This window comes from Sphingopyxis sp. (assembly GCF_035998905.1).
Classification (GTDB): domain Bacteria; phylum Pseudomonadota; class Alphaproteobacteria; order Sphingomonadales; family Sphingomonadaceae; genus Sphingopyxis.
Map to the genome: position 1 here is coordinate 229,455 of NZ_DASYHG010000029.1, position 23,551 is coordinate 253,005.

24 protein-coding genes are annotated in these 23,551 nt (G+C 65.7%); 8 read left to right on the forward strand and 16 right to left on the reverse strand.

Features of this window, described 5'->3' with window-relative positions:
* The first annotated feature begins 333 nt into the window (after positions 1-333).
* The 5 genes from VGN62_RS18355 (at position 334) to VGN62_RS18375 (ending at position 6,514) form a co-directional block, all read left to right on the forward strand.
* Positions 334-1,236 carry a helix-turn-helix domain-containing protein gene (locus VGN62_RS18355; RefSeq protein WP_327456575.1) on the forward strand — a complete coding sequence of 301 codons (903 nt, stop codon included), beginning with the start codon at positions 334-336 and terminating at the stop codon, positions 1,234-1,236.
* 168 nt (positions 1,237-1,404) lie between these two features.
* Entirely contained in the window at positions 1,405-2,505 is a 1,101-nt protein-coding gene (gene pheS, locus VGN62_RS18360) for a phenylalanine--tRNA ligase subunit alpha (protein ID WP_327456577.1), read from the forward strand.
* Positions 2,502-4,889, forward strand: coding sequence for a phenylalanine--tRNA ligase subunit beta (gene pheT / locus VGN62_RS18365; RefSeq protein WP_327456580.1), 2,388 nt, complete (start codon positions 2,502-2,504; stop codon positions 4,887-4,889). The genes pheS and pheT overlap by 4 nt, the downstream gene beginning before the upstream one ends.
* Positions 4,890-4,925: 36 nt before the next feature.
* Positions 4,926-5,885 (forward strand): alpha/beta hydrolase, encoded by a 960-nt coding sequence (locus tag VGN62_RS18370; RefSeq protein WP_327456582.1) that lies wholly within the window; start codon positions 4,926-4,928, stop codon positions 5,883-5,885.
* A gap of 71 nt (positions 5,886-5,956) precedes the next feature.
* The gene (locus VGN62_RS18375) at positions 5,957-6,514 is read left to right on the forward strand and encodes a methylated-DNA--[protein]-cysteine S-methyltransferase (RefSeq protein WP_327456584.1); all 558 of its coding nucleotides are present in this window, start codon (positions 5,957-5,959) and stop codon (positions 6,512-6,514) included.
* Here VGN62_RS18375 and VGN62_RS18380 read toward each other — a convergent pair.
* A complete protein-coding gene (locus VGN62_RS18380) occupies positions 6,511-9,270 on the reverse strand; it encodes a [protein-PII] uridylyltransferase (protein WP_327456586.1) in 2,760 nt (919 codons plus the stop codon). The genes VGN62_RS18375 and VGN62_RS18380 overlap by 4 nt on opposite strands.
* A gap of 15 nt (positions 9,271-9,285) precedes the next feature.
* The gene (mutS, locus tag VGN62_RS18385) at positions 9,286-11,946 is read right to left on the reverse strand and encodes a DNA mismatch repair protein MutS (RefSeq protein WP_327456588.1); all 2,661 of its coding nucleotides are present in this window, start codon (positions 11,944-11,946) and stop codon (positions 9,286-9,288) included.
* Positions 11,947-12,079: 133 nt separating this feature from the next.
* Here mutS and VGN62_RS18390 point away from each other — a divergent pair, with 133 nt between their 5' ends.
* Positions 12,080-14,344: an NADP-dependent malic enzyme gene (locus VGN62_RS18390; RefSeq protein ID WP_327456590.1), complete on the forward strand. Its 2,265-nt coding sequence runs from the start codon at positions 12,080-12,082 to the stop codon at positions 14,342-14,344.
* 63 nt (positions 14,345-14,407) lie between these two features.
* Here the strand turns inward: VGN62_RS18390 and VGN62_RS18395 are convergent, their stop codons facing one another.
* Positions 14,408-14,893 carry an outer membrane protein assembly factor BamE gene (locus VGN62_RS18395; RefSeq protein WP_327456592.1) on the reverse strand — a complete coding sequence of 162 codons (486 nt, stop codon included), beginning with the start codon at positions 14,891-14,893 and terminating at the stop codon, positions 14,408-14,410.
* Positions 14,894-15,088: 195 nt separating this feature from the next.
* Here VGN62_RS18395 and VGN62_RS18400 point away from each other — a divergent pair, with 195 nt between their 5' ends.
* Together VGN62_RS18400 and VGN62_RS18405 are read left to right on the forward strand one after the other, a co-directional pair.
* Positions 15,089-15,619, forward strand: coding sequence for a ubiquinol-cytochrome C chaperone family protein (locus VGN62_RS18400; RefSeq protein WP_327456594.1), 531 nt, complete (start codon positions 15,089-15,091; stop codon positions 15,617-15,619).
* Positions 15,616-16,143, forward strand: a complete 528-nt coding sequence (locus tag VGN62_RS18405) for a DUF177 domain-containing protein (RefSeq protein WP_327456596.1) — start codon at positions 15,616-15,618, stop codon at positions 16,141-16,143. Before VGN62_RS18400 ends, VGN62_RS18405 begins: the two co-directional genes overlap by 4 nt.
* Here the strand turns inward: VGN62_RS18405 and VGN62_RS18410 are convergent.
* The 13 genes from VGN62_RS18410 to rplN form a co-directional block, all read right to left on the reverse strand.
* Complete coding sequence (locus VGN62_RS18410; protein ID WP_327456598.1) at positions 16,140-16,817, reverse strand: hypothetical protein; 678 nt, start codon at positions 16,815-16,817, stop codon at positions 16,140-16,142. The genes VGN62_RS18405 and VGN62_RS18410 overlap by 4 nt on opposite strands.
* A gap of 53 nt (positions 16,818-16,870) precedes the next feature.
* Entirely contained in the window at positions 16,871-17,518 is a 648-nt protein-coding gene (locus VGN62_RS18415) for an adenylate kinase (RefSeq protein ID WP_327457027.1), read from the reverse strand.
* A 55-nt stretch (positions 17,519-17,573) separates the two neighbouring features.
* The gene (secY, locus tag VGN62_RS18420; RefSeq protein WP_327456600.1) at positions 17,574-18,947 is read right to left on the reverse strand and encodes a preprotein translocase subunit SecY; all 1,374 of its coding nucleotides are present in this window, start codon (positions 18,945-18,947) and stop codon (positions 17,574-17,576) included.
* Between the two features lie 207 nt (positions 18,948-19,154).
* Positions 19,155-19,676 (reverse strand): 50S ribosomal protein L15, encoded by a 522-nt coding sequence (gene rplO / locus VGN62_RS18425; RefSeq protein WP_327456602.1) that lies wholly within the window; start codon positions 19,674-19,676, stop codon positions 19,155-19,157.
* 55 nt (positions 19,677-19,731) lie between these two features.
* A complete protein-coding gene (gene rpmD, locus VGN62_RS18430) occupies positions 19,732-19,917 on the reverse strand; it encodes a 50S ribosomal protein L30 (RefSeq protein ID WP_037515666.1) in 186 nt (61 codons plus the stop codon).
* Positions 19,918-19,921: 4 nt separating this feature from the next.
* The gene (rpsE, locus tag VGN62_RS18435) at positions 19,922-20,620 is read right to left on the reverse strand and encodes a 30S ribosomal protein S5 (RefSeq protein ID WP_327456605.1); all 699 of its coding nucleotides are present in this window, start codon (positions 20,618-20,620) and stop codon (positions 19,922-19,924) included.
* A 2-nt stretch (positions 20,621-20,622) separates the two neighbouring features.
* On the reverse strand, positions 20,623-20,976 hold the full coding sequence (gene rplR, locus VGN62_RS18440) for a 50S ribosomal protein L18 (RefSeq protein ID WP_293645749.1): 354 nt from the start codon (positions 20,974-20,976) through the stop codon (positions 20,623-20,625).
* Positions 20,977-20,979: 3 nt separating this feature from the next.
* Positions 20,980-21,513: a 50S ribosomal protein L6 gene (gene rplF, locus VGN62_RS18445; RefSeq protein ID WP_327456610.1), complete on the reverse strand. Its 534-nt coding sequence runs from the start codon at positions 21,511-21,513 to the stop codon at positions 20,980-20,982.
* The gene (gene rpsH / locus VGN62_RS18450; RefSeq protein ID WP_054589697.1) at positions 21,513-21,917 is read right to left on the reverse strand and encodes a 30S ribosomal protein S8; all 405 of its coding nucleotides are present in this window, start codon (positions 21,915-21,917) and stop codon (positions 21,513-21,515) included. The genes rplF and rpsH overlap by 1 nt, the downstream gene beginning before the upstream one ends.
* Before the next feature lie 12 nt (positions 21,918-21,929).
* Positions 21,930-22,235, reverse strand: a complete 306-nt coding sequence (gene rpsN / locus VGN62_RS18455; RefSeq protein ID WP_293645745.1) for a 30S ribosomal protein S14 — start codon at positions 22,233-22,235, stop codon at positions 21,930-21,932.
* 50 nt (positions 22,236-22,285) lie between these two features.
* A complete protein-coding gene (gene rplE / locus VGN62_RS18460; protein ID WP_137892237.1) occupies positions 22,286-22,864 on the reverse strand; it encodes a 50S ribosomal protein L5 in 579 nt (192 codons plus the stop codon).
* The gene (gene rplX, locus VGN62_RS18465; protein ID WP_037556376.1) at positions 22,857-23,174 is read right to left on the reverse strand and encodes a 50S ribosomal protein L24; all 318 of its coding nucleotides are present in this window, start codon (positions 23,172-23,174) and stop codon (positions 22,857-22,859) included. The genes rplE and rplX overlap by 8 nt, the downstream gene beginning before the upstream one ends.
* A 2-nt stretch (positions 23,175-23,176) precedes the next feature.
* The gene (gene rplN / locus VGN62_RS18470; protein WP_011543078.1) at positions 23,177-23,545 is read right to left on the reverse strand and encodes a 50S ribosomal protein L14; all 369 of its coding nucleotides are present in this window, start codon (positions 23,543-23,545) and stop codon (positions 23,177-23,179) included.
* Between the last annotated feature and the right edge of the window lie 6 nt (positions 23,546-23,551).

A 23,551-nucleotide genomic window follows, 5' to 3' on the forward strand; every position in this document is an offset into this window, starting at 1 on the left:
GAAAGCGCTGAAAAGGAAGAGGCGGCGCCGGGCTTCCGCCCTGCACCGCCCCGACAATGGTTCCAGTGGAAACCATCGCCCCCCGTCCGATCCGAATAGCCGTGGGTCGCAGAAAGCTGACGGCCGGAACGAAGCTCGGAAAATCAGTCGTTTATTTCAGGTCCCCGCCAAGCCCCATCCCCTGGCGTCACGCCGCGATTCTCCTCGCACGCCCCTTTCGAAGCAGACCACGCAACTATGCCGCAGCCGCTGCGAGTAAAATTGTAAGAACCCGACAAATATCGGCACCGGGACATTGTTTTTCATGCACTTCGGTGGCTAAAATGGGACAGCATGCCGCACAGCGACGCATCTCCCCACCTTCCGGCCAGCGCGCGGGTCGCGACGCGCTTCTTCCCCCTGTCGCCGGTACTGCGCCCCTACCTCAGCACCATCTACCTCACCGAAGTCGCAGTTCCCGGCGACGATCGCGTCGAAGACCATTTGCACCCCGAATGGGCGAATATTCGGTTTATCGAGGGCGAGGCCCCGCTCGCGGCGGTCGGCGGCCGCCCGGCCGAACTCGCCCCGCGCTTCGTCGTGACCGGCCCGACCAGCCACGCGACCTATTTCGCGGCGGGCAACATGCGCCTCTGGGGCATCGGCGTCCTCCCGATGGGCTGGGCCAAATTCCTCTCCCTGCCCGCCGACGAGCTGGCCGACAGGTCGTGCGACGGCGCCGCACACCCGGCCTTCGCGCCTTTCGCGCCGCTCGCCGCTGCGCTGCGGCAGGTCAATGACATCGACGCTGCCGTCGCGCTGATCGACGCCCATTTCTGCGCGCTTCTCTCCCATGCGCCGCCCGACGATCCGGCTATCCTCGCCGCGCACCGGGCGTTGGTCGACGATGAGCTGTCGAGCGTTGCCGACCTCTCGGCCAAGCTCGCGCTGTCCGAACGCTCGATCGAACGGCTCAGCCACCGCGCCTTCGGCTTCTCGCCCAAGCTGCTCCTGCGCCGCCAGCGCTTCCTGCGTTCGCTCGGCCGGTTCATGCTCGACCCGTCGATGGCGTGGATCGACACGATGGATCATCATTATTACGATCAGGCGCAGTTCACCCGCGATTTCCAGCGTTTCATGGGGATGAGCCCGCGCGACTATGCCGCACGCCCCAAGCCGATATTGGGCGCCGCCGCCGTTGCGCGCGCCGCCGCTGCGGGGGCCGCGGTCCAGGGGCTGCACCAGCCCGGGGAATAACCGCCGCATAGCCCGGTTTTCCGCCGCCCGTCGCACCGCAAGACTTGACCCGCGCCGCGCCTTCGGTGCAAGCGGCTGGCAACGGACGCGCGGGCAGCCGCCTGACCCACATGACGCACGAAACATAAGGCCGGCAGCGACGGCGCCGCCGGAACAGGACAAACGACGATGAGCGATATCGAGGCCATCCGGGCCCAGCTGGTGAGCGAGATTGAAGCAGCGGCCGACGCAGGCGCGGTCGAGGCACTGCGCGTCGCCGCGCTCGGCAAAGCGGGCAGCATCACCGCGCTGCTCAAGACGCTGGGCGGCATGACCCCCGAGGAACGGCAGGCGCAGGGTCCGCGGATCCACGCCCTGCGCGAAACGGTCACCGCCGCGCTCGGCGCGCGCAAGGCCGCGCTCGACGCCGCCGAACTCGACGTCAAACTCGCGGCCGACACGATCGACATGTCGCTGCCCGCCGACGCATCGCCGCGCGGCAGCGTCCACCCGGTCAGCCAGGTGATGGACGAACTCGCCGAAATCTTCGCCGACATGGGCTTTGCCGTCGCGACGGGTCCCGAGATCGAGGACGACTGGCGCAATTTCACCGCGCTCAACATTCCCGAAACGCACCCCGCGCGCGCGATGCACGACACCTTCTACTTCCCGCCGCAGATGAACGACGCCGAAGGGCGCGCGATGCTGCTGCGCACGCACACGTCGCCGGTGCAGATCCGCACGATGATGTCGCAGGAACCCCCGATCCGCATCATCGCGCCCGGCCGCGTCTATCGCAGCGACAGCGACGCGACGCACACGCCGATGTTCCATCAGGTCGAGGGGCTGGTGATCGATCGCGGCATCCATATGGGGCACCTCAAATGGACGCTCGAAACCTTCCTCAAGGCCTATTTCGAACGCGACGACATCGTGCTGCGCCTGCGCCCCTCCTATTTCCCCTTCACCGAGCCCTCGGCCGAGGTCGACGTCGGCTATAAGCAAGAGAAAGGCCGCCGGATCGTCGGTGGCAATGGCGACGACGAAGGCCATGCCTGGATGGAACTCCTAGGCAGCGGCATGGTCAACCGCCGCGTGATCGCCAATTGCGGACTCAATCCCGACGAATGGCAGGGCTTTGCTTTCGGGGTCGGCGTCGACCGGCTGGCTATGCTGAAATATGGGATGGATGACCTACGTGCTTTCTTCGACGGCGACCTGCGCTGGCTGTCGCACTATGGGTTCGGCGCGCTGTCGGTCCCGACGCTGAGCGGAGGAGTATCGGCATGAAGATCACCCTCGACTGGCTCCGCGAACATCTGGATGGCGACTATTCGGTCGCCGATGTCGTCGCGACGCTCAACCGCATCGGCCACGAGGTCGAAGGCGTCGAGAATCCGGCGGAGAAACTTGCCGGCTTCCGCGTCGCGAAGGTACTGACCGCCGAAAAACATCCGCAGGCCGACAAGCTGCAGGTGCTGACCGTCGACACCGGCGACCGCGGCGCGCCGCTGACCGTCGTGTGCGGCGCACCCAACGCGCGCGCGGGTCTGGTTGGCGTGCTCGGCCTGCCCGGCGCGGTCGTCCCTGCCAATGGCATGGAACTGAAGGTGGCAGCGGTGCGCGGAGTCGAATCGAACGGCATGATGTGCTCGACGCGCGAGCTCGAACTCGGCGACGATCATGACGGGATCATCGAATTGCCCGCCGACGCCCCGGTCGGGACGCCCTTCGCCGACTACAGCGGCGCGGGCGATCCGGTGATCGACATTTCGATCACCCCGAACCGGCAGGACTGTATGGGCGTTCGCGGGATCGCACGCGACCTGGCCGCCGCCGGGCTCGGCAGGCTGAAGCCGCTCGATATCCCGACGATCGCCGGCGAGGGTGCGCCCACGACCGAAATCCGGACCGACGACCCCGAGGGCTGCCCCGCCTTCTATGGCCGGACAATTTCGGGCGTCACGAACGGCACCGCCCCCGAATGGATGCGCCGCCGCCTCGAAGCGGTCGGTCAGCGTTCGATATCGGCGCTTGTCGATATCAGCAATTATGTGATGTTCGACCTCGGCCGCCCGAGCCACATTTATGATCGCGCGACGCTCACCGGCGCTCTCGTCGCACGGCGCGCGAAGAACGGCGAAACCGCCGTTGCCCTCAACGGCAAGGAATACAGCCTCACCGATACGATGACCGTGCTCGCCGACGACACCGGCGTCCACGACATCGCGGGCATCATGGGCGGCGAGCATAGCGGGTGCAGCGAGACGACGACCGACGTGCTGCTCGAAATCGCCTATTTCACCCCCGAACGCATCGCGCTCACCGGGCAGGCACTCAGCCTCTCGAGCGACGCGCGCAGCCGCTTCGAACGCGGGGTGGATCCGGCCTTCCTCGACGACGCGACCGCGATCGTCACCGCGCATGTGCTCGCGATCTGTGGCGGCACGCCCTCGGCGGTCGCGCGCGCTGGCACGCCGCCGGCCGAAGTGAAGACGATCGATTATGATCCGTCGCTGTCGGCCACGCTCGGCGGGATCGAAATCGCACCCGACCGGCAGAAGGACATCCTCGCCGCGCTCGGTTTCGGCGTGATCGAACAGGGCGGCCGTTGGCAGGTATCGGTGCCGAGCTGGCGCCGCGACATGGACGCCGCCCCCGACGTGGTCGAAGAAGTCACGCGCATCACCGGCTTCGACGCAATCGCGTCGGTCCCGCTGCCGCGCACCGATGGCGTCGCCAAACCGACCGCGACGGCCGAACAGATGATCGAACGCCGCCTGCGCCGTGCCGCTGCTGCGGCGGGATTCGACGAGGCCGTGACATGGTCGTTCATCAGCGAGGCCGACGCTGCGCCCTTCGGCGGCGGCACCTGGAGCCTCGCCAACCCGATCAGCGAAGATCTGAAGGTCATGCGCCCGTCGCTGCTGCCCGGCCTGCTCGCCGCGGCGCAGCGCAATCAGAATCGCGGCGCCGGCAGCATCCGCCTGTTCGAGATCGGACGGCGTTACCTGTCGGATGCCGAGCATCCGACTCTCGCCGTCCTGATGGCGGGCGACAAGCGCGCGCGCGGCTGGCAGGCAGGCAAGGCCGCACCGTTCGATGCGTTCGACGCCAAGGCCGCCGCGCTTGCCCTGCTCGAAGCCGCCGGCGCCCCCGTCGACCGCTTGCAGGTGATGGAAGCGGTGACGACCGGCAGCATCTGGCATCCCGGCCAGTCGGCAACGCTGCGCCTCGGCCCCAAGGCAGTTCTCGCCGAATTCGGCGCGCTGCACCCGCTACTCACGCGCGCCTTCGACGTCGACGGCCCCGTAATGGCCGTGCAGATTTTCCTCGACGCAATCCCGGCGAAGCGTGCGAGCGGCCCGGCGCGCGCAGCCTTCACCCCGCCCGCGCTGCAATCGGTGCGCCGCGACTTCGCTTTCCTCGCTCCGACGAGCCTGACCGCCGCCGAACTGGTGCGCGCGATCCGCGGCGCCGACAAGGCGAACATCACGGAGGCGCGGCTGTTCGACCGCTTCGCAGGCACGGGCGTCCCCGAGGGCCAGGTCAGCCTCGCGGTCGAGGTCGAGTTGCAGCCGCTGGAAAAAAGTTTCACCGATGCCGATCTGAAAGCGATCGCCGACAAGGTCGTTGCCGCCGCGGCGAAGGTCGGAGCGACGCTGCGCGGCTGATCTTCGCATCGCCGACGACAAAGGGGAGAGTTTGATATGGACACCCGCCACCTCGTCGACCGCGAGATCGCGCCGATCATCGACCTGTTTCCGCGCGTCGATCTCGACGCGGCGCCGATCGCGCAGATTCGTGCGCGCGCGGCGGAGACCTATGCAATACTGCCGCCACCGGTGATCGCGCCCGAAAAACTGGTCGTGCCGTCGATCCATGGCGGGCCCGACATCATGGTCTTCCTCTATCGCCCGGCCACAACGCATCCGGATGGTGGTGCGATCCTCCACATCCATGGCGGCGGCATGGTGATGGGATCGGTCGAGCAGATGCAGGCGGGACCTGCAGCGCTGGCTGCAGCGGCGGGCGTGCCGGTCGTATCGGTCGAATATCGCCTCGCCCCCGAACACCCCTTTCCCGCGCCGCAAGAGGATTGCCATTCGGCGTTGAGCTGGCTCGCGGCGCAGGCCGATGCGTTCGGCTTCAATGCAAACCGGATCGTGGTTGCGGGCGAGAGCGCGGGCGGCGGGCTCGCCGCCGCACTCACCATCATGGCGCGCGACCTCGGCGGGCCAGCGGTCGCGGGACAGCTCCTGACCTATCCGATGCTCGACCACCGCACCGGCAGCGAGGCCTGTCCGTATAATAACCCCACGACCGGCGAATTCATCTGGACGCGCGCAAGCAACCGGTTCGGCTGGGCGGCGCTGCAAGGCGACTACAAGGCCGCAGACGCGCGGCGCGGCTGGTTTTCGCCGAGCCTTGCCGAGGATCTGTCGAACCTGCCCCCAGCCTATATTGCGACCGGCAGCCTCGACCTCTTCTTCGACGAGAATCTCGACTATGCGCGCCGCCTTGTCGCGGCAGGGGTGCCGGTCGACCTGCACAGCTATGCTGGCGCGATCCATGCGTTCAACGCGATCCCCGACGCCGCGCTGTCGCAGCGTTTCAACGGCGGGCTTCTCGCCGCAGCGGCGGCGATGGCGGGTCCAGCGAGCAGCTAAAGGCAAACATCCCCGGCGATATGGTTGGGACAGAATATTTCCCTATATCGAACCGAAGATGAGGGACGAACATGCCCGGTCATAACCGCTACCAGCTTTTCGAAACCGCCGCCGGGATCGCGGCCATCGGTTGGACAAACACCGGCATTTCCAGCTTTCGTCTGCCTGCGCCGAGCGCGGGCGAAACCGAGCGCGCCGTTTTGCGCCGCCTGCCCGACGCGATGCGTGCCGAGCCCCCGGCCGAAATGCGGGCGGTGATCAACGACACGATCCGCTATTTCGACGGCGAGCGGATCGAGTTTTTCGACATACCGATCGATCCGGGCCAGCAGCCGCCGTTCTTTGCTCAGGTCTATGCCTTGGTACGCAAGCTCGGTTGGGGCGAGACCACCACCTATGGTGCCGTCGCACGGGCGCTGGACGCGGGTCCCGAACATGCCCGCGCCGTCGGGCAGGCGATGGCGACCAACCCCATCCCGCTGATCATCCCCTGCCACCGCGTCTTGGCGGCAGGCGGCAAGATCGGGGGCTTCTCTGCGTCGGGCGGTTCGACGTCCAAGGCCCGGATGCTCGAACTCGAAGGTGTCGCGGTCGCCGTCGCCCCGGTTCAGCACGGCTTCGACTTCTAGGCCGCGACCGCATCCTCGCTGTGGCTCGCCGCGGCTTCGAGCAAGCGTTTCTCAAGGCTTTTCACGCGCGTCGCGCTGTCGATCTTGTCGCCGATCAGGTCGGTAACGTAAAATGTATCGACCGCGCGCTCGCCATAAGTCGCGACATGCGCCGAATGCACCGTCACCTTCGACTGGAACAGCGCATAGGCGAGCTGGTTGAGTAGTGCCGGCCGGTCCTGCGCATTGACCTCGATCACAGTGAAGCGGTTCGACGCCTTATTGTCGACAAAGACATTGGGCGCGACACGAAAGGCCTCGGCACGCGCGCGTGGCAGCGCGCGCGCCTCGAGTTTCGGCAGCAATTTCTGCCGGTTTGCGAGCGCATCTTCGATCGCACGCGTCAAGCGCGCGATCTGGCCGCTCTCGGCGAACGGTCGCCCGAGCGGGTCCTGGACGAGGAAATTGTCGAGCGCGAGCCCATCGCGCGTCGTGTGGATTCGCGCGTCGATGATATTACCGCCAGCGAGGTGGATGCCCCCCGCCATGCGATAGAAGAGCCCCGGATGGTCGGCAGCCAATACCATGACGAGCGTCGCGCCGCGATCCTCGTCGGGCACCGCGGCGATATGGAGCGGCGCGTCGCCCGCTTCCTGGATGTGACGCAGGTTTGCCGCGATCACCTCGACCGGCTCGGCGATCCAGTAGCTCTCGGGAAGCGGCCGGATCAGCCTGGAAAAAGCTTTGGCATCGAGGCCGAGGAGTGCCGCAGCGGCTTCTTTCTTGGCCGCGATCCGCGTCTCGCGCCCCTTCTGCTTGTGGCCGAGGCGCAGCACCTCTTCGGCGGCGTCGAACAGTTCGGTGAGCAATTGCCGTTTCCAACTGTTCCAGACACCCGGCCCGACCGCGCGAATGTCGACGACGGTCAGCACGAGAAGCAGGCGGAGGCGTTCGGGGCTTTGCACGATCTGCGCGAAATCGAGGATCGTCTTGAAGTCGGCAAGGTCGCGCTTGAAAGCGGTCGCCGACATCAGCAGGTGGTAGCGCACGAGCCACGACACCGTCTCGGTCTCGGCTGCGCTCAGCCCCAATCGCGGGCAGACGCGCAACGCAAGTTCGGCGCCGAGCACACTGTGATCGCCGCCGCGCCCCTTGGCGATGTCGTGGAGGAGCACCGCGACATAGATGACACGCCGCGAATGGATCTGGTCCATGATCGCGGTCGACAGCGGGTGATCGTCCTTCAGCCGGTCCTGTTCGATATCCGCCAGCAACCCGATCGCGCGGATCGTGTGCTCGTCGACCGTATAATGATGGTACATGTCGAACTGCATCTGCGCGACGACGCGCCCGAAATCGGGAACGAAGCGGCCGAAAACCCCGGCCTCGTTCATCCAGCGCAGCACCGTTTCGGGATCGCGCGGGGACGTCAGAACGTCGAGGAACAGCTCGTTCGCGCGCGCGATGCGGCGCACGCCCTGCGTCTCGATCAGCTTGGCGTCGTGGCGCGCCTGCCGCATCGCCTGCGGATGGATTTCGAGTCCGTGCTTGTCGGCGAGCGCAAAAATCTCGACCAGCCGCACCGGATCCTGCTGGAAAAAGTCGTCCGACGGCAGCGCGAGCCGCCCGCGGTCGAGCACGAAGCCGTGGAGCTTGCCTGGCCGCCGCCGGATCGTTGGCAGGAAGCGCCGTCCGCGCGCCGCCATCTGGTCGTCGAGATGTGCAAGGAAGGTGCCGGTGACGTCGCCGACGCTTTTGGCGTGGAGGAAATAGAGCTGCATGAAGCGTTCGACCGCGCTCTTCCCTGGCCGGTCGGCGAAATGCATCCGCCGCGCGATTTCGGGCTGGAAATCGAAGGTCAGCCGATCCTCGGCGCGGCCCGCGAGGATATGGAGGTGGCAGCGCACCGCGAGCAGGAAATTTTCGGCGCGCTCGAACTGGCGAAGCTCGCGCGCCGACATCAGCCCCGCATCGACGAGTTCGGGGACGGTGCGCACACGGTGGATGAACTTGCCAATCCAGAAGAGCGTGTGGAGGTCGCGCAGACCGCCCTTCCCTTCCTTCACATTGGGCTCGACGACATAGCGCGAATCGCCCATGCGCTTGTGCCGCTCGTCGCGTTCAGCAAGCTTTTCGGCGACGAAGGCACGGGCATTGCCCGCGACGACCTCGGCATCGAAACGCGCCGACGCCTGGTCGTAAAGGTCGCGGTCGCCCCAGATGAAGCGTCCTTCGAGAAGCGCGGTGCGGATCGTCAGATCGTCCTTCGCGGCGCGGATCATCTCGTCGAGCGACCGGCTCGAATGCCCGACCTTCAGCCCAAGGTCCCACAATGTATAAAGCTGCGCCTCGATCACCTGCTCGGTCCAGCTCGTCTGCTTGAACGGGGTCAGGAAGCCGATGTCGATGTCGCTGTGCGGCGCCATTTCGCCGCGTCCATAACCGCCGACCGCGATCAGCGTGATGCGCTCGCCCGCCGAACGGTTCGGCGACGGATAGAGATGGCCGACGGTGAAATCATGGCTGAGCCGGATGAGCTGGTCGATCAGGAACGCCGTCGCATTCGCCGCGACCCGCCCCGACGACGGCCGTTCGAGCAGCCGTCGCTCGATCTCTGCACGTCCATCATCGAGCGCCGCCTTGAGCAGCGCCACCATCGCGCGACGCCGCACCGCCGAATCACTGCTTTCGGCGGCGATCGCGTCGAGCCGGGCCGCGAGGTCGCGCCGGTCGATGATCGCCCGGCGATGATCGAGATTATCGAACAGGTCGCTCATCGCCCGATCCCCACCCTATTCGTCCGCCATCAACCGCTTCAGCGCATAAAGCGCATCGAGCGCTTCGCGCGGCGCAAGCGCATCGGGATCGATCTGGCCCAGCGCTTCGCGCAGCGCGTCCTTCACCGCCGCGGGCGCTTCGGCAAGCGTGGCTGCGAAAAGTGGCAGGTCGTCGAGCCCGGCGGCGAGCCCGCCGGTCGCCTCGCGCCCCGCTTCGAGCTTGGCGAGCACCGCCTCGGCGCGCTTGACGACGCCCGCGGGAACCCCCGCGAGGCGCGCAACCGCGAGGCCGTAGCTGCGGTCGGCAGGGCCTTCGGCGACTTCGTGGAGCAGGACGAGATCCCCCTGCCATTCGCGCGCGCGCACATGGTGGAGCGAGAGCGCATTCAGCGTTTCGGCGAGCCGCGTTAGCTCGTGATAATGTGTCGCGAACAGGCAGCGGCACTTGTTCACCTCATGCACCGCCTCGACCACCGACCAGGCGAGCGCGAGCCCGTCATAGGTCGAAGTACCGCGCCCGACCTCGTCGAGAATCACGAAGCTTTGCGGCGTTGCCTGTGCAAGGATCGCTGCGGTCTCGACCATCTCGACCATGAAGGTCGAGCGTCCGCGCGCGAGATTGTCGCTCGCCCCGACGCGGCTGAACAACCGGTCGACGAGCCCGAGTTTCGCTGCCGCGGCGGGCACGAACCCGCCCGCCTGCGCGAGCACGACGATCAGCGCATTCTGGCGCAGGAAAGTCGATTTACCACCCATGTTCGGGCCGGTGACGAGCCAGAGCCGATCGCGTTCGGACAAGGCCACATCGTTGGGGACGAAGCGTTCGCCCGATTTCGCGAGGGCTGCCTCGACCACCGGATGGCGCCCGCCGGTCACGTCGAGGCAGGGTGTGTCGACAAGGTCGGGACGGCACCAGTTATGGCTCATGGCATGGTCGGCAAGCGCGGCGGAAACGTCGATCCGCGCGAGCACGTCGCACGATGCCGCGATTGCCTCGCGCCGCGCGATCGCTGCGTCGGTGAGCGATTCGAGATGCGCGGCTTCGGCAGCGACCGCGTGGACGCCGGCCTGGGTCACGCGACTCGCGGCCTCGTGAAGGTCCGACGAGTTGAAGCGCACAACACCCGCGAGCGTCTGGCGGTGGGTGAAGCCCGATTCGGGCGCCATCAGCGCATCGGCATGCTTCGCGGGCACTTCGACATGATAGCCGAGCACGCCGTTGTGGCGGATCTTGAGCGAGGCGATGCCGGTACGGTCGCGATAACCGGCCTCGAGCGCGGCGATCGCCTTGCGCCCGTCGCGCGCGGTTTCGCGCAGCGCGTCGAGCGCATGATCATAGCCCTCGGCGACATAACCGCCCTGTGCGGCGTCGACCGGCGGGGTTTCGATCAGCGCGCGCGTCAGTTCGTCGACGAGCGCACCATGCCCGTCGAGCCCGGGAAGCAACCGTGCGAGCAATGGCGGCAGGTCGGCACGGCGCGCCAGATGTTCGCGCAAGAGCCGCGCGCCGCCGAGCGCGTCGCGAAGCTGCGCCAAGTCGCGCGGACCGCCGCGTCCAGCGACGAGGCGGCCGAGCGCGCGCCCGGCATCGGGCAGCGCCCGCAGCGCCGCGCGCAGCTCGCCGCGCCACAAGGCGTCGCGTGCGAGCCCATCGACAAGATCGAGCCGGTCAAGAATCGCGCCCTTGTCGGTGAGCGGGCTGGCGATATCGTCGGCGAGCAGCCTCGCGCCCGCCGCGGTGACGGTGCGATCAATCGTACCAAGCAGGCTGCCGTCGCGCGCGCCCGCCATCGTGCGAACAAGCTCGAGGCTCTCGCGCGTCGCGGCGTCGATCGCCATCCGTCCCGACGCGAGGTGGCGTAACGGGGGCTGGAGGAAGGTCGGCCCGCCGGTCCCGACATGGTCCAGATAGGCGACAAGCGCGCCCATCGCCGCAACCTCGCCACGCGAAAACTGACCAAAACCGTCGAGCGTCTGGACGCCGAAGAAGCTTTCGAGGCGTTTCTGCGCGCTCGTGCTCGAAAAATCCGATGCCGGACGGCGGACGATCTGGCGCGCCGACGAAATCGGTAACTCATCGGCCGCCTCGCTGAGCAGCAGCTCCGATGGTGCGAGCCGGGCGAGTTCGGCATCGACCGCCAGTGCCGGCACCGCGACGACCTCGAAACGCCCGGTCGAGATATCGGCGGCGGCAATCGCGACCTCGCCGTCACTGCCGATCTGCGCCAGCGCCGCGAGCCGGTTTGCGCTCCGCCCTTCGAGCAAGCTCTCCTCGGTCAGCGTGCCTGCGGTGACGAAGCGCACGATGTCGCGCGCGACGAGCGCCTTCGACCCGCCGCGCGCTTTCGCCTCAGCCGGGGTCTCGACCTGTTCGGCGATCGCGACGCGGTGACCCGCGCGGATCAGCCGCGCAAGATAGGATTCGGCAGCGTGCACCGGCACGCCGCACATCGCCACCGGCTGCCCATCATGTTCGCCGCGCGACGTCAGCGCGATGTCGAGCGTCGACGCAGCAGCCTTCGCATCGTCGAAGAACAGTTCGAAAAAGTCGCCCATACGATAAAAGAGCAGACAATCGCCCGCTTTGGCCTTGAGCGACCAATATTGCGCCATCATCGGCGTTGCGGCGGGCGCGGGACTGTTTGAATTGGCGGCGGAGCGGGCGGTAGCAGGCATAGGACATGCTTAGGGACGGATATGGGCCCGTGGCAAGCGACGCCGCGCGATTCGCGGGTTCCATTTCCGCTTGGCGACGCTAGGGAATGGGCTCGGGCGCGCGTCTGAGTAGAGTTTTGTTAGGGGATTGATGATGGACAGCGGCAGCAAGGTGCAGTTTTCGGATCGCGAGGCCCTGCTTTACCACGAATATGGCCGTCCCGGGAAAATCGAGATCGTCGCGTCGAAACCGATGGCGACGCAGCGCGACCTCAGCCTTGCCTATTCGCCCGGTGTCGCGGTCCCTGTAAAGGCGATCGCCGAAAATCCGGCGGCCGCCTATGACTATACGGTCAAGGGTAACCTCGTCGCGGTGATCTCGAACGGCACCGCGATCCTCGGGCTCGGCAACCTCGGCGCGCTTGCATCGAAGCCGGTGATGGAAGGCAAGGCGGTGCTGTTCAAGCGCTTTGCCGACGTCGATTCGATCGACCTCGAGGTCGACACCGAAGATCCGCAACGCTTCATCGAGGCGGTCGAACTGCTCGCGCCGAGTTTCGGCGGCATCAACCTCGAGGATATCGCCGCACCCAACTGCTTCATCATCGAAGCCGCGCTCAAAGAACGCATGAACATCCCCGTATTCCATGACGACCAGCACGGCACCGCGATCATCACCGCCGCGGGGCTGATCAACGCCTGTTACCTGACGGGACGCGACCTTTCGACGGTGAAGGTCGTCGTCAACGGCGCCGGCGCGGCGGCGATCGCATGCACCGCGCTGATCAAGGCGATGGGCGTCAAACATGAGAATGTCATCATGTGTGACCGCAAGGGTACCATCTATCAGGGCCGCACCGACGGCATGGACCAGTGGAAATCGGCGCATGCGGTGCCGACCGAAGCCCGCGACCTGACCGAAGCACTCGTCGGCGCCGACGTGTTCCTCGGCCTTTCGGCCGCCGGCGCGCTGAAGCCCGAGATGGTGAAGGATATGGCGCCGGCGCCGATCATCTTCGCGATGGCGAACCCCGATCCCGAAATCTCGCCGCCCGACGCCCGCGCGGCGCGGCCCGACGCGATCATCGCGACCGGACGCTCGGACTATCCGAATCAGGTCAACAATGTGCTCTGCTTCCCCTTCATCTTCCGCGGCGCGCTCGACGTCCATGCGACCGCGATCAACGAAGAGATGAAGATCGCCGCAGCCTATGCGATCGCCGACCTCGCGCGCCAACAGGTGCCCGAGGAAGTCGCCGCGGCCTATGGCGGGCGGGCATCGAGTTTCGGCCCCGAATATATCATCCCCTCGCCCTTCGATCCCCGCCTGATGGAAATCGTACCCGCGGCGGTCGCCGAAGCTGCGATGAAGACCGGCGTCGCACAGCGGCCGATCGAGAATGTCGATGAGTATCGCACCCAACTCCGTGCCCGGCTCAACCCGACGACCTCGGTCCTCACGCTCGCCTATGAAGCCGCGCGCAACAATCCGAAGCGCGTCGTCTTTGCCGAGGGCGAAGAAGAAACCGTGTTGCGCGCCGCAATCCAGTTCCGCGACGGCGGTTACGGCATCCCGGTGCTCGTCGGACGCGAGGGGCTGCACGACAAGCTGCGCGCGATGGGCGTCGCCGACGCCGAAAGCTTCGAGGTCCACAACAGCGTCAATTCGCCGCATGTGCCGCAGATGGTCGACTTGCTCTACGAGCGGCTGCAGCGCCGCGGATATCTCCGCCGCGACGTCGAGCGCATGGTCAACCGCGATCGCAACATCTTCGGCTCGCTGCTGCTCAAAATGGGGCTCGGCGATGCGATGATCACCGGCACGACGCGCACCTATTCGCAGACGATGCGCGAGATCCGGCGCGTGATCGACCATGCCGAGGGCAAGACGCCCTTCGGCATCCACGTCCTCGTCGACCAGCATCACACCATCTTCATGGCCGACACGACGGTCAACGAGCGGCCGACCGCCGAAATGCTTGCCGATATCGCCGAACGCACCGCGCAGGTCGCGCGGCGCATGGGCCACGAACCGCGCGTCGCCTTCCTCTCCTATTCGACCTTCGGCAACCCCGAAGGAAGTTGGCTCGAAAGCATCCGCGAGGCGGTGTCGATCCTCGACCAGCGCAAACCCGCGTTCGAATATGAAGGCGAAATGGCGCCCGACGTCGCGCTCAACGAAAAGGTGATGAAGAATTATCCCTTCTGCCGCCTGTCGGGACCGGCGAACGTGCTCGTCATGCCGGGACTCCAATCGGCGAACCTGTCGGCCAAGCTGCTTCGCGAGCTCGGCGGCGGCGCGGTGATCGGCCCGATGCTCGTCGGCATGGAAAAGCCGGTGCAGGTCGCAACGATGGCGTCGACCGCATCGGATCTCGTGACGCTCGCGGTGCTCGCGGCGGGCGGAATCGCGCAATAAGAAAAAAGCGGCGGCGCCCTGGGGGCACCGCCGCTTTTTTGTCCGTTGCCGTGCCTTCGGGCTTTACCGGCCTGCCGGTGCGCCCGCACCCGGCGCGCCAACCGCGCCGATATTGCCGAAGATATCTTCGAAGAAGCTGCGGTGACGGCCGAGCGTCGGCGTCTTGTCGCCTTCGGGGCTGATCTTGCTCACCAGTTCGAGGCCGGTGCGATCGACCGCGGCGACGTTGCCGGCGGCATCGAAACGGACGCGCAACACCTGCTGTTCGACCGGGCGCGGCTTGGCGAAAGCGAGCTGGCGCGTTTCGCGCGACACATAATAATATTCATTGTTGCTGAACTGGCCGACGAAGGTCGGGCGGCCGAGCGTCTTTTCCACCGATTCGCGGTTGTCGACACCGGGCGTGATCGCTTCGGTCAGCAGCGGGTCGACGACATAGCCCTGTCGTCCCTTGAGCTGCGCGCAGCCGCTAACAGTCAGGGCGACGGCGAGGCCGAGCACGACGAGGCGCGTGCGCCGGGCAGGAAACGAAAGGATCGAATTCGGCATCAAATATCTCCGTTGCGCCTGTCCGCCGCATCTCCGGCGGTCGGCGCTGGCTCTCGCGCCTCTTAACCGCAAGCGGATAGCGCGCACAAGCCGCTTGTGCCGCGGCAAAGCTTGCCACAAGCTGACCGGAGCATCGAGCCAGCCGGTGCGTTTGCGCCTCTTTTCCGGCGGCACGAATGCGCCTAAGCGGAACCCATGTTCTCGCTCCGCAACATCTTTCGTCCGCAGCCCGATCCGCGCGAGGCACGCCGTCCGCTGTGGAACGCGGTCGTCGCCACCGCACGCGCCCCGCACTGGTATGCCGAAGGCACCGTTCCCGACACGCTCGACGGACGTTTCGACATGATCAGCCTTGTGCTGGCGCTCGTCCTCCACCGGATCGACGAAGATCCGGCGCAGGGAATTGCCGGCGTCCAGCTCACCGAATTGTTCGTCAACGACATGGACGGCCAGATGCGCCAGATCGGCTTTGGCGACATGGTGGTCGGCAAGCAGGTCGGCCGGATGATGAGCGCGCTCGGGGGTCGGCTCGGCGCCTATCGCGCCGCCGACGGGTCGAACGAATTGCGCGGCGCGCTAGTCCGCAACCTGTGGCGCGGGGCGGAACCCACCGAAGCGGGAATCGCACATGTGATGACCGAGGTCGCGGCGCTGCGGAGCCGGCTGGCGGCGACCCCGGTGTCCGAACTCATCGCCGCCGATCGGCTGGATGGAGCGCGGCCATGACCGCATCCGAATTCCCGCTGATCGTGACGCTCGCCGATGCCGCGCATGGCCGCGCCATCGCGGTCGAGGCCGACGCCGATGCGCGCAAGGCTATCGCGCGCCGGCTCGGCCTCGTCGCGCTCGACCGCTTCTCGCTCACCGCCGAAGTCCACGCGATTGCCGGCGGCATCGCGGCGAAGGGCGAGGTCGGCGCCGAAGTCGTGCAGGCCTGCGCCGCGACCGACCTGCCCGTCCCCGCGACGCTCGCCGAAGCCTTCGATCTCCGTTTCCTGCGCGATGTGGATGCGCCCGCGAGCGAAGATGACGAAATAGAGATCGGCAGCGAGGATCTCGACCTGCTGCCGCTCGAGGGCGACCGGATTGACCTCGGCGAAGTCGCGGTGCAGACGCTTTCATTGGCGCTCGATCCTTTCCCCCGCCACCCCGACGCGGCGCGCATTCTCGCCGAAAAGGGGGTCCTCAGCGAAGAGGCGGCCGGCCCGTTTGCGGCGCTCGCAAAATTGCGCGGAAAGCCAGACGCCTAACGTTCTTCGGGAGCCGGTTTCGGCTCTTTGTCGACCAAGTCGGCAACCGCCGCATCGAGCCCCGGTTCGTCCTTTGGCTGCGCGTCGGCCTTCGGCTTTTCAGCCGCCTTTTCGTCGCGCGTCGGCGGCAGCGCGCCGCCGAGCGCGTTGGCAAGGCCGAGAAGCTGCTCGCCGATCACCTTGTCGACCGCCGGTGCGATATCGGCAACCTTAAAGCGCATATAACCGCCGACGACATAATCGAAGCGCAGCGCGCTGCCCGTCGGCGTCTCCTTGATCTGGATCGTCAGTGTGCCGTTCAGCGCCTCGCCCTGTAGCGGGCCAAAGGCGCCGGAGAGACGAAGGAGTTGGTTCGGTTTCGCAAAGAGGATGCGCGCGTGCTGGACGCTGCCGACACCGCCCCCCGTATCGGGCAATTTCTCGCAGAAACAGCCGCCGGCCTGCTGGTCGAGCCAGAAGTTCGCGGCGTCGCCCGACCAGCTATGGTCCTTCGACCACCAGCTTTGCGGCATGCGGAGCATTTTCCACACGTCGGCGGGCGTCGCTGCGACCTGCGCCGTGTGTGCGACGGCAAAGCCCGCCTCGCTCTGGTCGACGACTTTCGCGGCCGCTATCGGCGCGAACGCGAGCGCCCCGATGACGGCGGCGACCGCAAGATATCTGGAAATTGCCATCAGCCTGTTCCCCCTGACGCCTCAATAACCGGCGCCGGGGGCACTGACTAGCCTCAGCTCGCGAGGATCGTTTCGATCGCGTCGTTGACCTGATCGATCGGCGCCATCCCGTCGACGTGCGTCACAATACCGCGCGCTTCGTAGATCGGAAGGATCGGTGCGGTCTTGGCGCGATATTCGGCCATGCGCGTGCGCACGGTTTCCTCATTGTCGTCCGGACGGCGCTTGAATTCGTCGCTGCCGCAAACGTCGCAAACATTGTCCACCTTGGGCAGCTTGTAACGGTCATGATAGCCCGCACCGCATTTAGCGCAGCTGAAGCGGCCGGTGATGCGGTCGACGAGAGCGTCTTCCTCGACCTGCAGCTCGATCACATGGTCGAGCTTGCGGCCGCGTGCCGACAGGATCGTGTCGAGCGCCTCGGCCTGCGCCGCGGTGCGCGGATAGCCGTCGAAGATGACCGAGACATCGGCGCCGAGCTGATCGAGCCGTTCGCCGATCAGCCCCGAGACGATTTCGTCCGAGACGAGTTCGCCCGCGTCCATCACCGCTTTCGCCTGCAGCCCGATCGGTGTGCTCGCCTTGACCGCCGCGCGCAGCATGTCACCGGTCGAGAGCTGGACCATGCCATGCTCATCCTCGAGGCGCACCGCCTGCGTTCCCTTGCCCGCTCCCGGCGGCCCAAGCAAAATGATATTCAGCGTCATGAAGACCCCTGTTTCCCCTGCCCTGTGAGAGAATCGCCTAGCGGCGCTATCAGCGCCGCGCAACGCCGCCCTTCAATTTGGCCTTCTTGATGAGGTCGCCATATTGATGCGCGAGCATGTGGCTCTGGATCTGGCTGATCGTGTCGATCGTCACGTTGACGATGATCAGCAGGCTGGTGCCGCCGAGCTGGAACGGCAGCCCCGATCCGGCGATGAAATATTCGGGGACCAGACAGATCGCCGCCAGATAGGCCGCGCCCAGCACCGTGATGCGCGTGAGCACGAAGTCGAGATAGGCGGCGGTGTTCTTGCCCGGGCGGATGCCGGGGATGAAACCATTCTGGCGCTTCAGATTGTCGGCGGTTTCTTCGGGATTGAAGACGACCGCGACGTAGAAGAAGCAGAAGAAGATGATGCCTGCGGCATAGAGCGCCATATAGAGCGGCTGGCCGTGCGCGAGATACTGGTTGAGCGTGATCAGGAAATCGCCCGTCGCGGTGTCGCCCTGGACATTCTGCCCCATCATCTGCGTGATTGTCAGCGGCATCAGCAACAGCGAGGAGGCGAAGATCGGCGGGATCACACCCGCGGTGTTGATCTTCAGCGGCAGGTGGCTGCGGTCGGCCTGCATCACGCCGCGCTGCGTCGCGCGCTTCGGATACTGGACGAGGACGCGGCGCTGCGCGCGTTCCATGAAGCTGATGAAGGCGATGATGACGATCGCGCCGCCAAGAACCGCGAGGATCGTGCCGCCGCCCATCGATCCTTCGCGGACCTGTGTGAACATCTGCGCAAAGCTGCGCGGGAGCTGGGCGAGGATGCCCGCCATGATGATCAGCGACACGCCGTTGCCGATCCCGCGGCTGGTGATCTGTTCGCCAAGCCACATCAGGAAGAGCGTACCGCCGACGATGCTGATCACCGCACCGATGCGGAACATCATGCCGGGGTCGACGACCGCGGCGATACCCTGGCTCGCGCCGAGCGATTCAAGCCCGACGGCAATGAAATAGCCCTGGATCGCGGTCAGCGCGACGGTGCCGTAGCGCGTATATTGATTGAGCTTCTTGCGTCCGCTTTCGCCCTCTTTCTTGAGCGCGGCGAGGCTGGGCGACAGCGCGGCCGCCAGCTGCACGACGATCGACGCCGTGATATAGGGCATGACGCCGAGCGCGATGATGCTCATGCGCTCCAGGCTGCCGCCCGAAAAGGTGTTGAAGATGTCGAGGACGCCGCCCGATGCGGCCTGGCTGTAGAGCGACGCCAGCGCAACGGGGTCGACCCCCGGCAGCGGCACGAACGACAGGAAACGGAAGACGATCAGCGCGCCGATCGTGAACCAGATGCGGTTCTTGAGTTCGGTCGCCTGACCGAACTTCGAAAAATTGAGGTTGGAAGCAAGCTGGTCGGCGCGAGAGGCCATGGGTGTATTCCTCGGATAGTCCGGACCGCGCCCCCCGCGACCCGGCGCCTATGTGCGTTCGGCGGTGGCGAAGCGCAAGGGGAAAGGCCTATTTTGCAACGCAGCTCGTCGATACCGGCTGCTTCATCCGTTCGCATCGAACGGGAAATAAGGGATCGTCAAACGACGAAGGGGCGGATCGTATTCCGAACCGCCCCTTTGCCTTGATTATTCCGCCTTGGCTTTGGCGCGGCGCTGGGCCTTCTTGCCGTCGCCTTCGGGCTTCGCTTCGGGCAGTTCGACCTTGCCGCCAGCCTTTTCCACCGCTTCGATCGCGCCCTTCGACGCGCCGGCAACGGCGAAGTTCAGCTTCGCGGTGAGTTCGCCCTTGGCGAGGAGGCGGACGCCGTCCTTGCCGCCACGAGCAACGCCGGCAGCCTTGAGCGCGGCGTGATCGACAACCGCCTTGGCGTCGAGCTTCTTCTCGTCGATCAGCTTCTGCACCTGACCGAGGTTCACGATCGCGAAGTCCTTCGCGAAGATGTTGTTGAAGCCGCGCTTCGGGATGCGCATGTGGAGCGGCATCTGGCCGCCCTCGAAGCCGTTGATCGCGACGCCGCTGCGGGCCTTCTGGCCCTTCTGGCCGCGGCCGGCGGTCTTGCCCTTGCCCGAACCGATGCCGCGTCCGACGCGCATACGGCCCTTGCGGGCGCCATTGTTGTCACGAAGTTCGTTAAGCTTGATAGTCATTGCACTCGCTTTCGCTTTTATCGCGCTGATAGATTGGGGTCGGGTCGCGAGGGGCTCAGCCCTCGACGACTTCGACCATGTGCGGAAGCTTGCGGATCATGCCGCGCACTTCGGGGGTGTCGACCAGTTCGACCTCGCGGTGCATCTTGCCCAGGCCGAGGCCGGTCAGGATCGCACGCTGGCTTTTGGGACGACGGATCGGCGAACCGATCTGGCGGATCTTGATCTTCTTGTCGGCCATCGTCTTACTCCGTCACCGCCGCGGCTTCCGCCTCGGCTGCGCGGTCGGACGAACCGCCACGCTTGATCAGGTCCGAAACCTTCTTGCCGCGACGCTGCGCAACCGACTTCGGGCTGGTCTGTTCGCCGAGCGCTTCGAAGGTCGCACGGATCATGTTGTAGGGGTTCGAGGTGCCGACCGACTTGGTCACCACGTCGGCCACGCCCAGCGATTCGAACACGGCGCGCATCGGGCCACCGGCGATGATGCCGGTACCGGCGGGTGCCGAACGCAGCGTCACATTGCCGGCACCGAAATGACCGCGGCCATCATGATGCAGCGTGCGGCCGTCGCGCAGCGGAACGCGGATCATCGCCTTCTTTGCGGCAGCCGTGGCTTTCGAGATGGCTTCGGGCACTTCGCGCGCCTTGCCATGACCGAAACCGGCGCGGCCCTTGCCGTCGCCAACGACCACGAGCGCGGCGAAACCGAAGCGCTTACCGCCCTTCACGGTCTTCGAGACGCGGTTGATGTGGACGAGCTTTTCGATCAGCTCTTCGCCACCCTCTTCGTCGCGCGGGCGACGATCGTCGCGGCGGCCACGGCCACCGTCACGACCGCCACGGCCACCGTCGCGGCCGCCGCCACGGCCGCGGCGCGGGGCCTGGCCATCGGTGGGGGCTGCTTCGGGAGCGCCTTCGACGTTCTGTACTTCGTCTGCCATAATCAGAACTCCAATCCGCCTTCGCGAGCCGCGTCGGCCAGCGCCTTGATGCGCCCGTGGAACAGGAAACCGCCGCGGTCGAACACGACCTGCGTCACGCCCGCCTTCTTGGCGGCAGCGGCGAGGCGCTTGCCGACGTCGGCAGCAGCCGCAGTCGTCGCGCCGGTCTTGCCGCGGACATCCTTGTCGAGCGTCGAGGCCGAAGCCAGCGTCGCGCCGGCAGCGTCATCGATGAGCTGCGCATAGATGTGACGGCCCGAACGGTGCACCGAAAGGCGCGGACGCCCGGCAGCGCGCTGACGGAGAGCGGTACGAACGCGCTGGCGGCGTTTTTGGAAAGGGGTAAGATGTGCCATGGCTTACTTCTTCTTGCCTTCTTTGCGGAAGATGTACTCGCCGCGATATTTGATGCCCTTGCCCTTATAGGGTTCGGGCTTACGCCAACGGCGGATTTCCGCCGCGACCTGGCCGACCTTCTGCTTGTCGATACCGCTGATCTCGATCGTCGTGTTGTCCGGCGTCTTGATCTCGATGCCTTCGGGCACCGCGTAATCGACATCGTGGCTGTAGCCGAGCTGCAGCTTCAGATTCTTGCCCTGGGCGTTGGCGCGATAGCCGACACCGGTGATTTCGAGGACCTTGGTGAAGCCTTCGGTCACGCCCGTGATCAGGTTCTGGACCAGCGTCCGCTGCATGCCCCAGAAAGCGCGTGCTTCGCGGGTTGCGTTCGCGGGCTGGACCGAGATGCTGCCTTCGGCGACTTCATATTTGATGTTGTCGGAAAGCGGCATCGCGAGCGTGCCCTTCGGCCCCTTGACCGACAGCTGACCGCCGTCGATCGCGGCGGTGACGCCGCTGGGAATCGAAACTGCCTTTTTACCAATGCGCGACATCAGAACACCTCCGCCAGCACTTCGCCGCCGACATTATGCTCGCGGGCTTCGGCATCCGAAAGGACGCCGCGCGGGGTCGACACGATGGTGATGCCAAGGCCGTTGCGCACGATCGGCAGTTCTTTCGAACCCGAATAGACGCGGCGGCCCGGCTTCGAGACGCGGGCCACGTGGCGGATCGCCGGCTGGCCTTCGAAATATTTCAGCTCGATGCGGATGCCCTTGTGCTGGCCCTTCGCGCCCAGCGCTTCTTCGCTGTAGCCGCGGATATAGCCTTCGCGCTGGAGAACATCGAGAACGCGGACACGCAGCGTCGAAGCCGGCGTCAGGACGCTGTCCTTCTTCGCCTGCTGGCCGTTGCGGATGCGGGTGAGCATATCACCCAAAGGATCGGTCATTGCCATCTTGCGTCTTCCTTACCAGCTCGACTTCACAACACCGGGGATCAGGCCCTTGTTGGCCAGATCACGGAGCTGGATACGGCAAAGCCGGAATTTGCGATAATAGGCGCGCGGGCGGCCCGTGAGTTCGCACCGGTTGCGGATGCGGGTCGGGTTACCATTGCGCGGGATTTCCGCCATCTTGAGGCGCGCGATCAGACGCTCGCTCTCGTCGAGCGACGTGTCCGCCGCAATCGCCTTCAGCTTCGCGTAACGGCCGGCGTACTTCTTCACCAGCTGCTTGCGACGCTCGTTCTTGTTCATCGAACTCAGTTTCGCCATGACTTAAGTTCTCTTTCCTTCTTGAAAGAGCCTGCCAGATCCCGAGGGGATCAGGCGGCTTCCTTTTCCTGCGCTTCGATCGGGAAGGGGAAGCCGAACAGCTTGAGCAGTTCGCGGGCTTCTTCGTCCGTACGGGCGGTGGTGGTGACGATCACGTCCATGCCGCGCACCTGGTCGATGCGGTCATAGTTGATCTCGGGGAAGATGATCTGCTCTTTCAGGCCCATGGCATAGTTGCCACGGCCGTCGAAGCTGGTCGCCGACACGCCGCGAAAGTCGCGGATGCGCGGCATGGCGATCGTGATCAGACGATCGAGGAATTCGTACATGCGTTCGCGGCGCAGGGTCACCTTGCAGCCGATCGGCATGCCTTCGCGCAGCTTGAACTGTGCGATCGACTTCTTCGCCTTGGTCACGACGGGCTTCTGGCCGGCGATGAGTTCCATCTCGGCAGCGGCCGATTCGACCTTCTTCTTGTCCTGCGTGGCTTCGCCGACACCCATGTTGAGCGTGATCTTTTCGATCTTCGGCACTTCCATCGCATTCTTGTAACCGAACTTCTCGGTCATCGCCTTGACGATCACGTCGTCGTAGCGCTTGCGCATGCGCGGGGTGTAGTTATCAGCCATTGATCGTCTCCCCGGACTTCACGGCCACGCGGACCTTCTTGCCGTCCTTGGTTTCAAAACGAACGCGCGTCGGCTTGCCGGTCTTGGGATCGGCCAGCGCAACCTTGCTTGCGAACAGCGGCGCTTCCTTGCGTTCCAAACCGCCCTGCGGGTTGGTCTGGCTCGGCTTGCGGTGACGCGTGATGACATTGACGCCGGCGACAACGACCTTGCCGTCCTTGGGCAGGCTCTGCGTCACTTCGCCGGTCTTGCCCTTATCCTTGCCGGACAGGATGACAACCGTGTCGCCCTTCTTGATCTTGTTCGCCATGGTCAGAGCACCTCCGGCGCCAGGCTGATGATCTTCATATAGCCGCGGCCGCGCAGTTCGCGGACGACGGGGCCGAAGATACGGGTGCCGATCGGCTCCTCGTTCTTGTTGACGAGCACGGCGGCGTTGCTGTCGAAACGGATGACCGAGCCATCGGCGCGGCGCACGTCCTTCGCGGTGCGGACGATGACGGCGCGATGCACGTCGCCCTTCTTCACCTTGCCGCGCGGCTGGGCTTCCTTGATCGACACGACGATCACGTCGCCGACGCCGGCAGTACGACGCTTCGACCCGCCCAGCACCTTGATGCACTGGACGCGCTTGGCACCGCTGTTGTCAGCGACTTCCAATTGTGACTGCATCTGGATCATCGATGC

Bases quoted from the DNA above. Each gene is read 5' to 3' on its own strand.
- VGN62_RS18355 (WP_327456575.1), top strand. From the start codon at position 334: ATGCCGCACAGCGACGCATCTCCCCACCTTCCGGCCAGCGCGCGGGTC.
- pheS (WP_327456577.1), top strand. From the start codon at position 1,405: ATGAGCGATATCGAGGCCATCCGGGCCCAGCTGGTGAGCGAGATTGAA.
- pheT (WP_327456580.1), top strand. From the start codon at position 2,502: ATGAAGATCACCCTCGACTGGCTCCGCGAACATCTGGATGGCGACTAT.
- VGN62_RS18370 (WP_327456582.1), top strand. From the start codon at position 4,926: ATGGACACCCGCCACCTCGTCGACCGCGAGATCGCGCCGATCATCGAC.
- VGN62_RS18375 (WP_327456584.1), top strand. From the start codon at position 5,957: ATGCCCGGTCATAACCGCTACCAGCTTTTCGAAACCGCCGCCGGGATC.
- VGN62_RS18380 (WP_327456586.1), bottom strand. From the start codon at position 9,270: ATGAGCGACCTGTTCGATAATCTCGATCATCGCCGGGCGATCATCGAC.
- mutS (WP_327456588.1), bottom strand. From the start codon at position 11,946: ATGCCTGCTACCGCCCGCTCCGCCGCCAATTCAAACAGTCCCGCGCCC.
- VGN62_RS18390 (WP_327456590.1), top strand. From the start codon at position 12,080: ATGGACAGCGGCAGCAAGGTGCAGTTTTCGGATCGCGAGGCCCTGCTT.
- VGN62_RS18395 (WP_327456592.1), bottom strand. From the start codon at position 14,893: ATGCCGAATTCGATCCTTTCGTTTCCTGCCCGGCGCACGCGCCTCGTC.
- VGN62_RS18400 (WP_327456594.1), top strand. From the start codon at position 15,089: ATGTTCTCGCTCCGCAACATCTTTCGTCCGCAGCCCGATCCGCGCGAG.
- VGN62_RS18405 (WP_327456596.1), top strand. From the start codon at position 15,616: ATGACCGCATCCGAATTCCCGCTGATCGTGACGCTCGCCGATGCCGCG.
- VGN62_RS18410 (WP_327456598.1), bottom strand. From the start codon at position 16,817: ATGGCAATTTCCAGATATCTTGCGGTCGCCGCCGTCATCGGGGCGCTC.
- secY (WP_327456600.1), bottom strand. From the start codon at position 18,947: ATGGCCTCTCGCGCCGACCAGCTTGCTTCCAACCTCAATTTTTCGAAG.
- rplO (WP_327456602.1), bottom strand. From the start codon at position 19,676: ATGACTATCAAGCTTAACGAACTTCGTGACAACAATGGCGCCCGCAAG.
- rpmD (WP_037515666.1), bottom strand. From the start codon at position 19,917: ATGGCCGACAAGAAGATCAAGATCCGCCAGATCGGTTCGCCGATCCGT.
- rpsE (WP_327456605.1), bottom strand. From the start codon at position 20,620: ATGGCAGACGAAGTACAGAACGTCGAAGGCGCTCCCGAAGCAGCCCCC.
- rplR (WP_293645749.1), bottom strand. From the start codon at position 20,976: ATGGCACATCTTACCCCTTTCCAAAAACGCCGCCAGCGCGTTCGTACC.
- rplF (WP_327456610.1), bottom strand. From the start codon at position 21,513: ATGTCGCGCATTGGTAAAAAGGCAGTTTCGATTCCCAGCGGCGTCACC.
- rpsH (WP_054589697.1), bottom strand. From the start codon at position 21,917: ATGGCAATGACCGATCCTTTGGGTGATATGCTCACCCGCATCCGCAAC.
- rpsN (WP_293645745.1), bottom strand. From the start codon at position 22,235: ATGGCGAAACTGAGTTCGATGAACAAGAACGAGCGTCGCAAGCAGCTG.
- rplE (WP_137892237.1), bottom strand. From the start codon at position 22,864: ATGGCTGATAACTACACCCCGCGCATGCGCAAGCGCTACGACGACGTG.
- rplX (WP_037556376.1), bottom strand. From the start codon at position 23,174: ATGGCGAACAAGATCAAGAAGGGCGACACGGTTGTCATCCTGTCCGGC.
- rplN (WP_011543078.1), bottom strand. From the start codon at position 23,545: ATGATCCAGATGCAGTCACAATTGGAAGTCGCTGACAACAGCGGTGCC.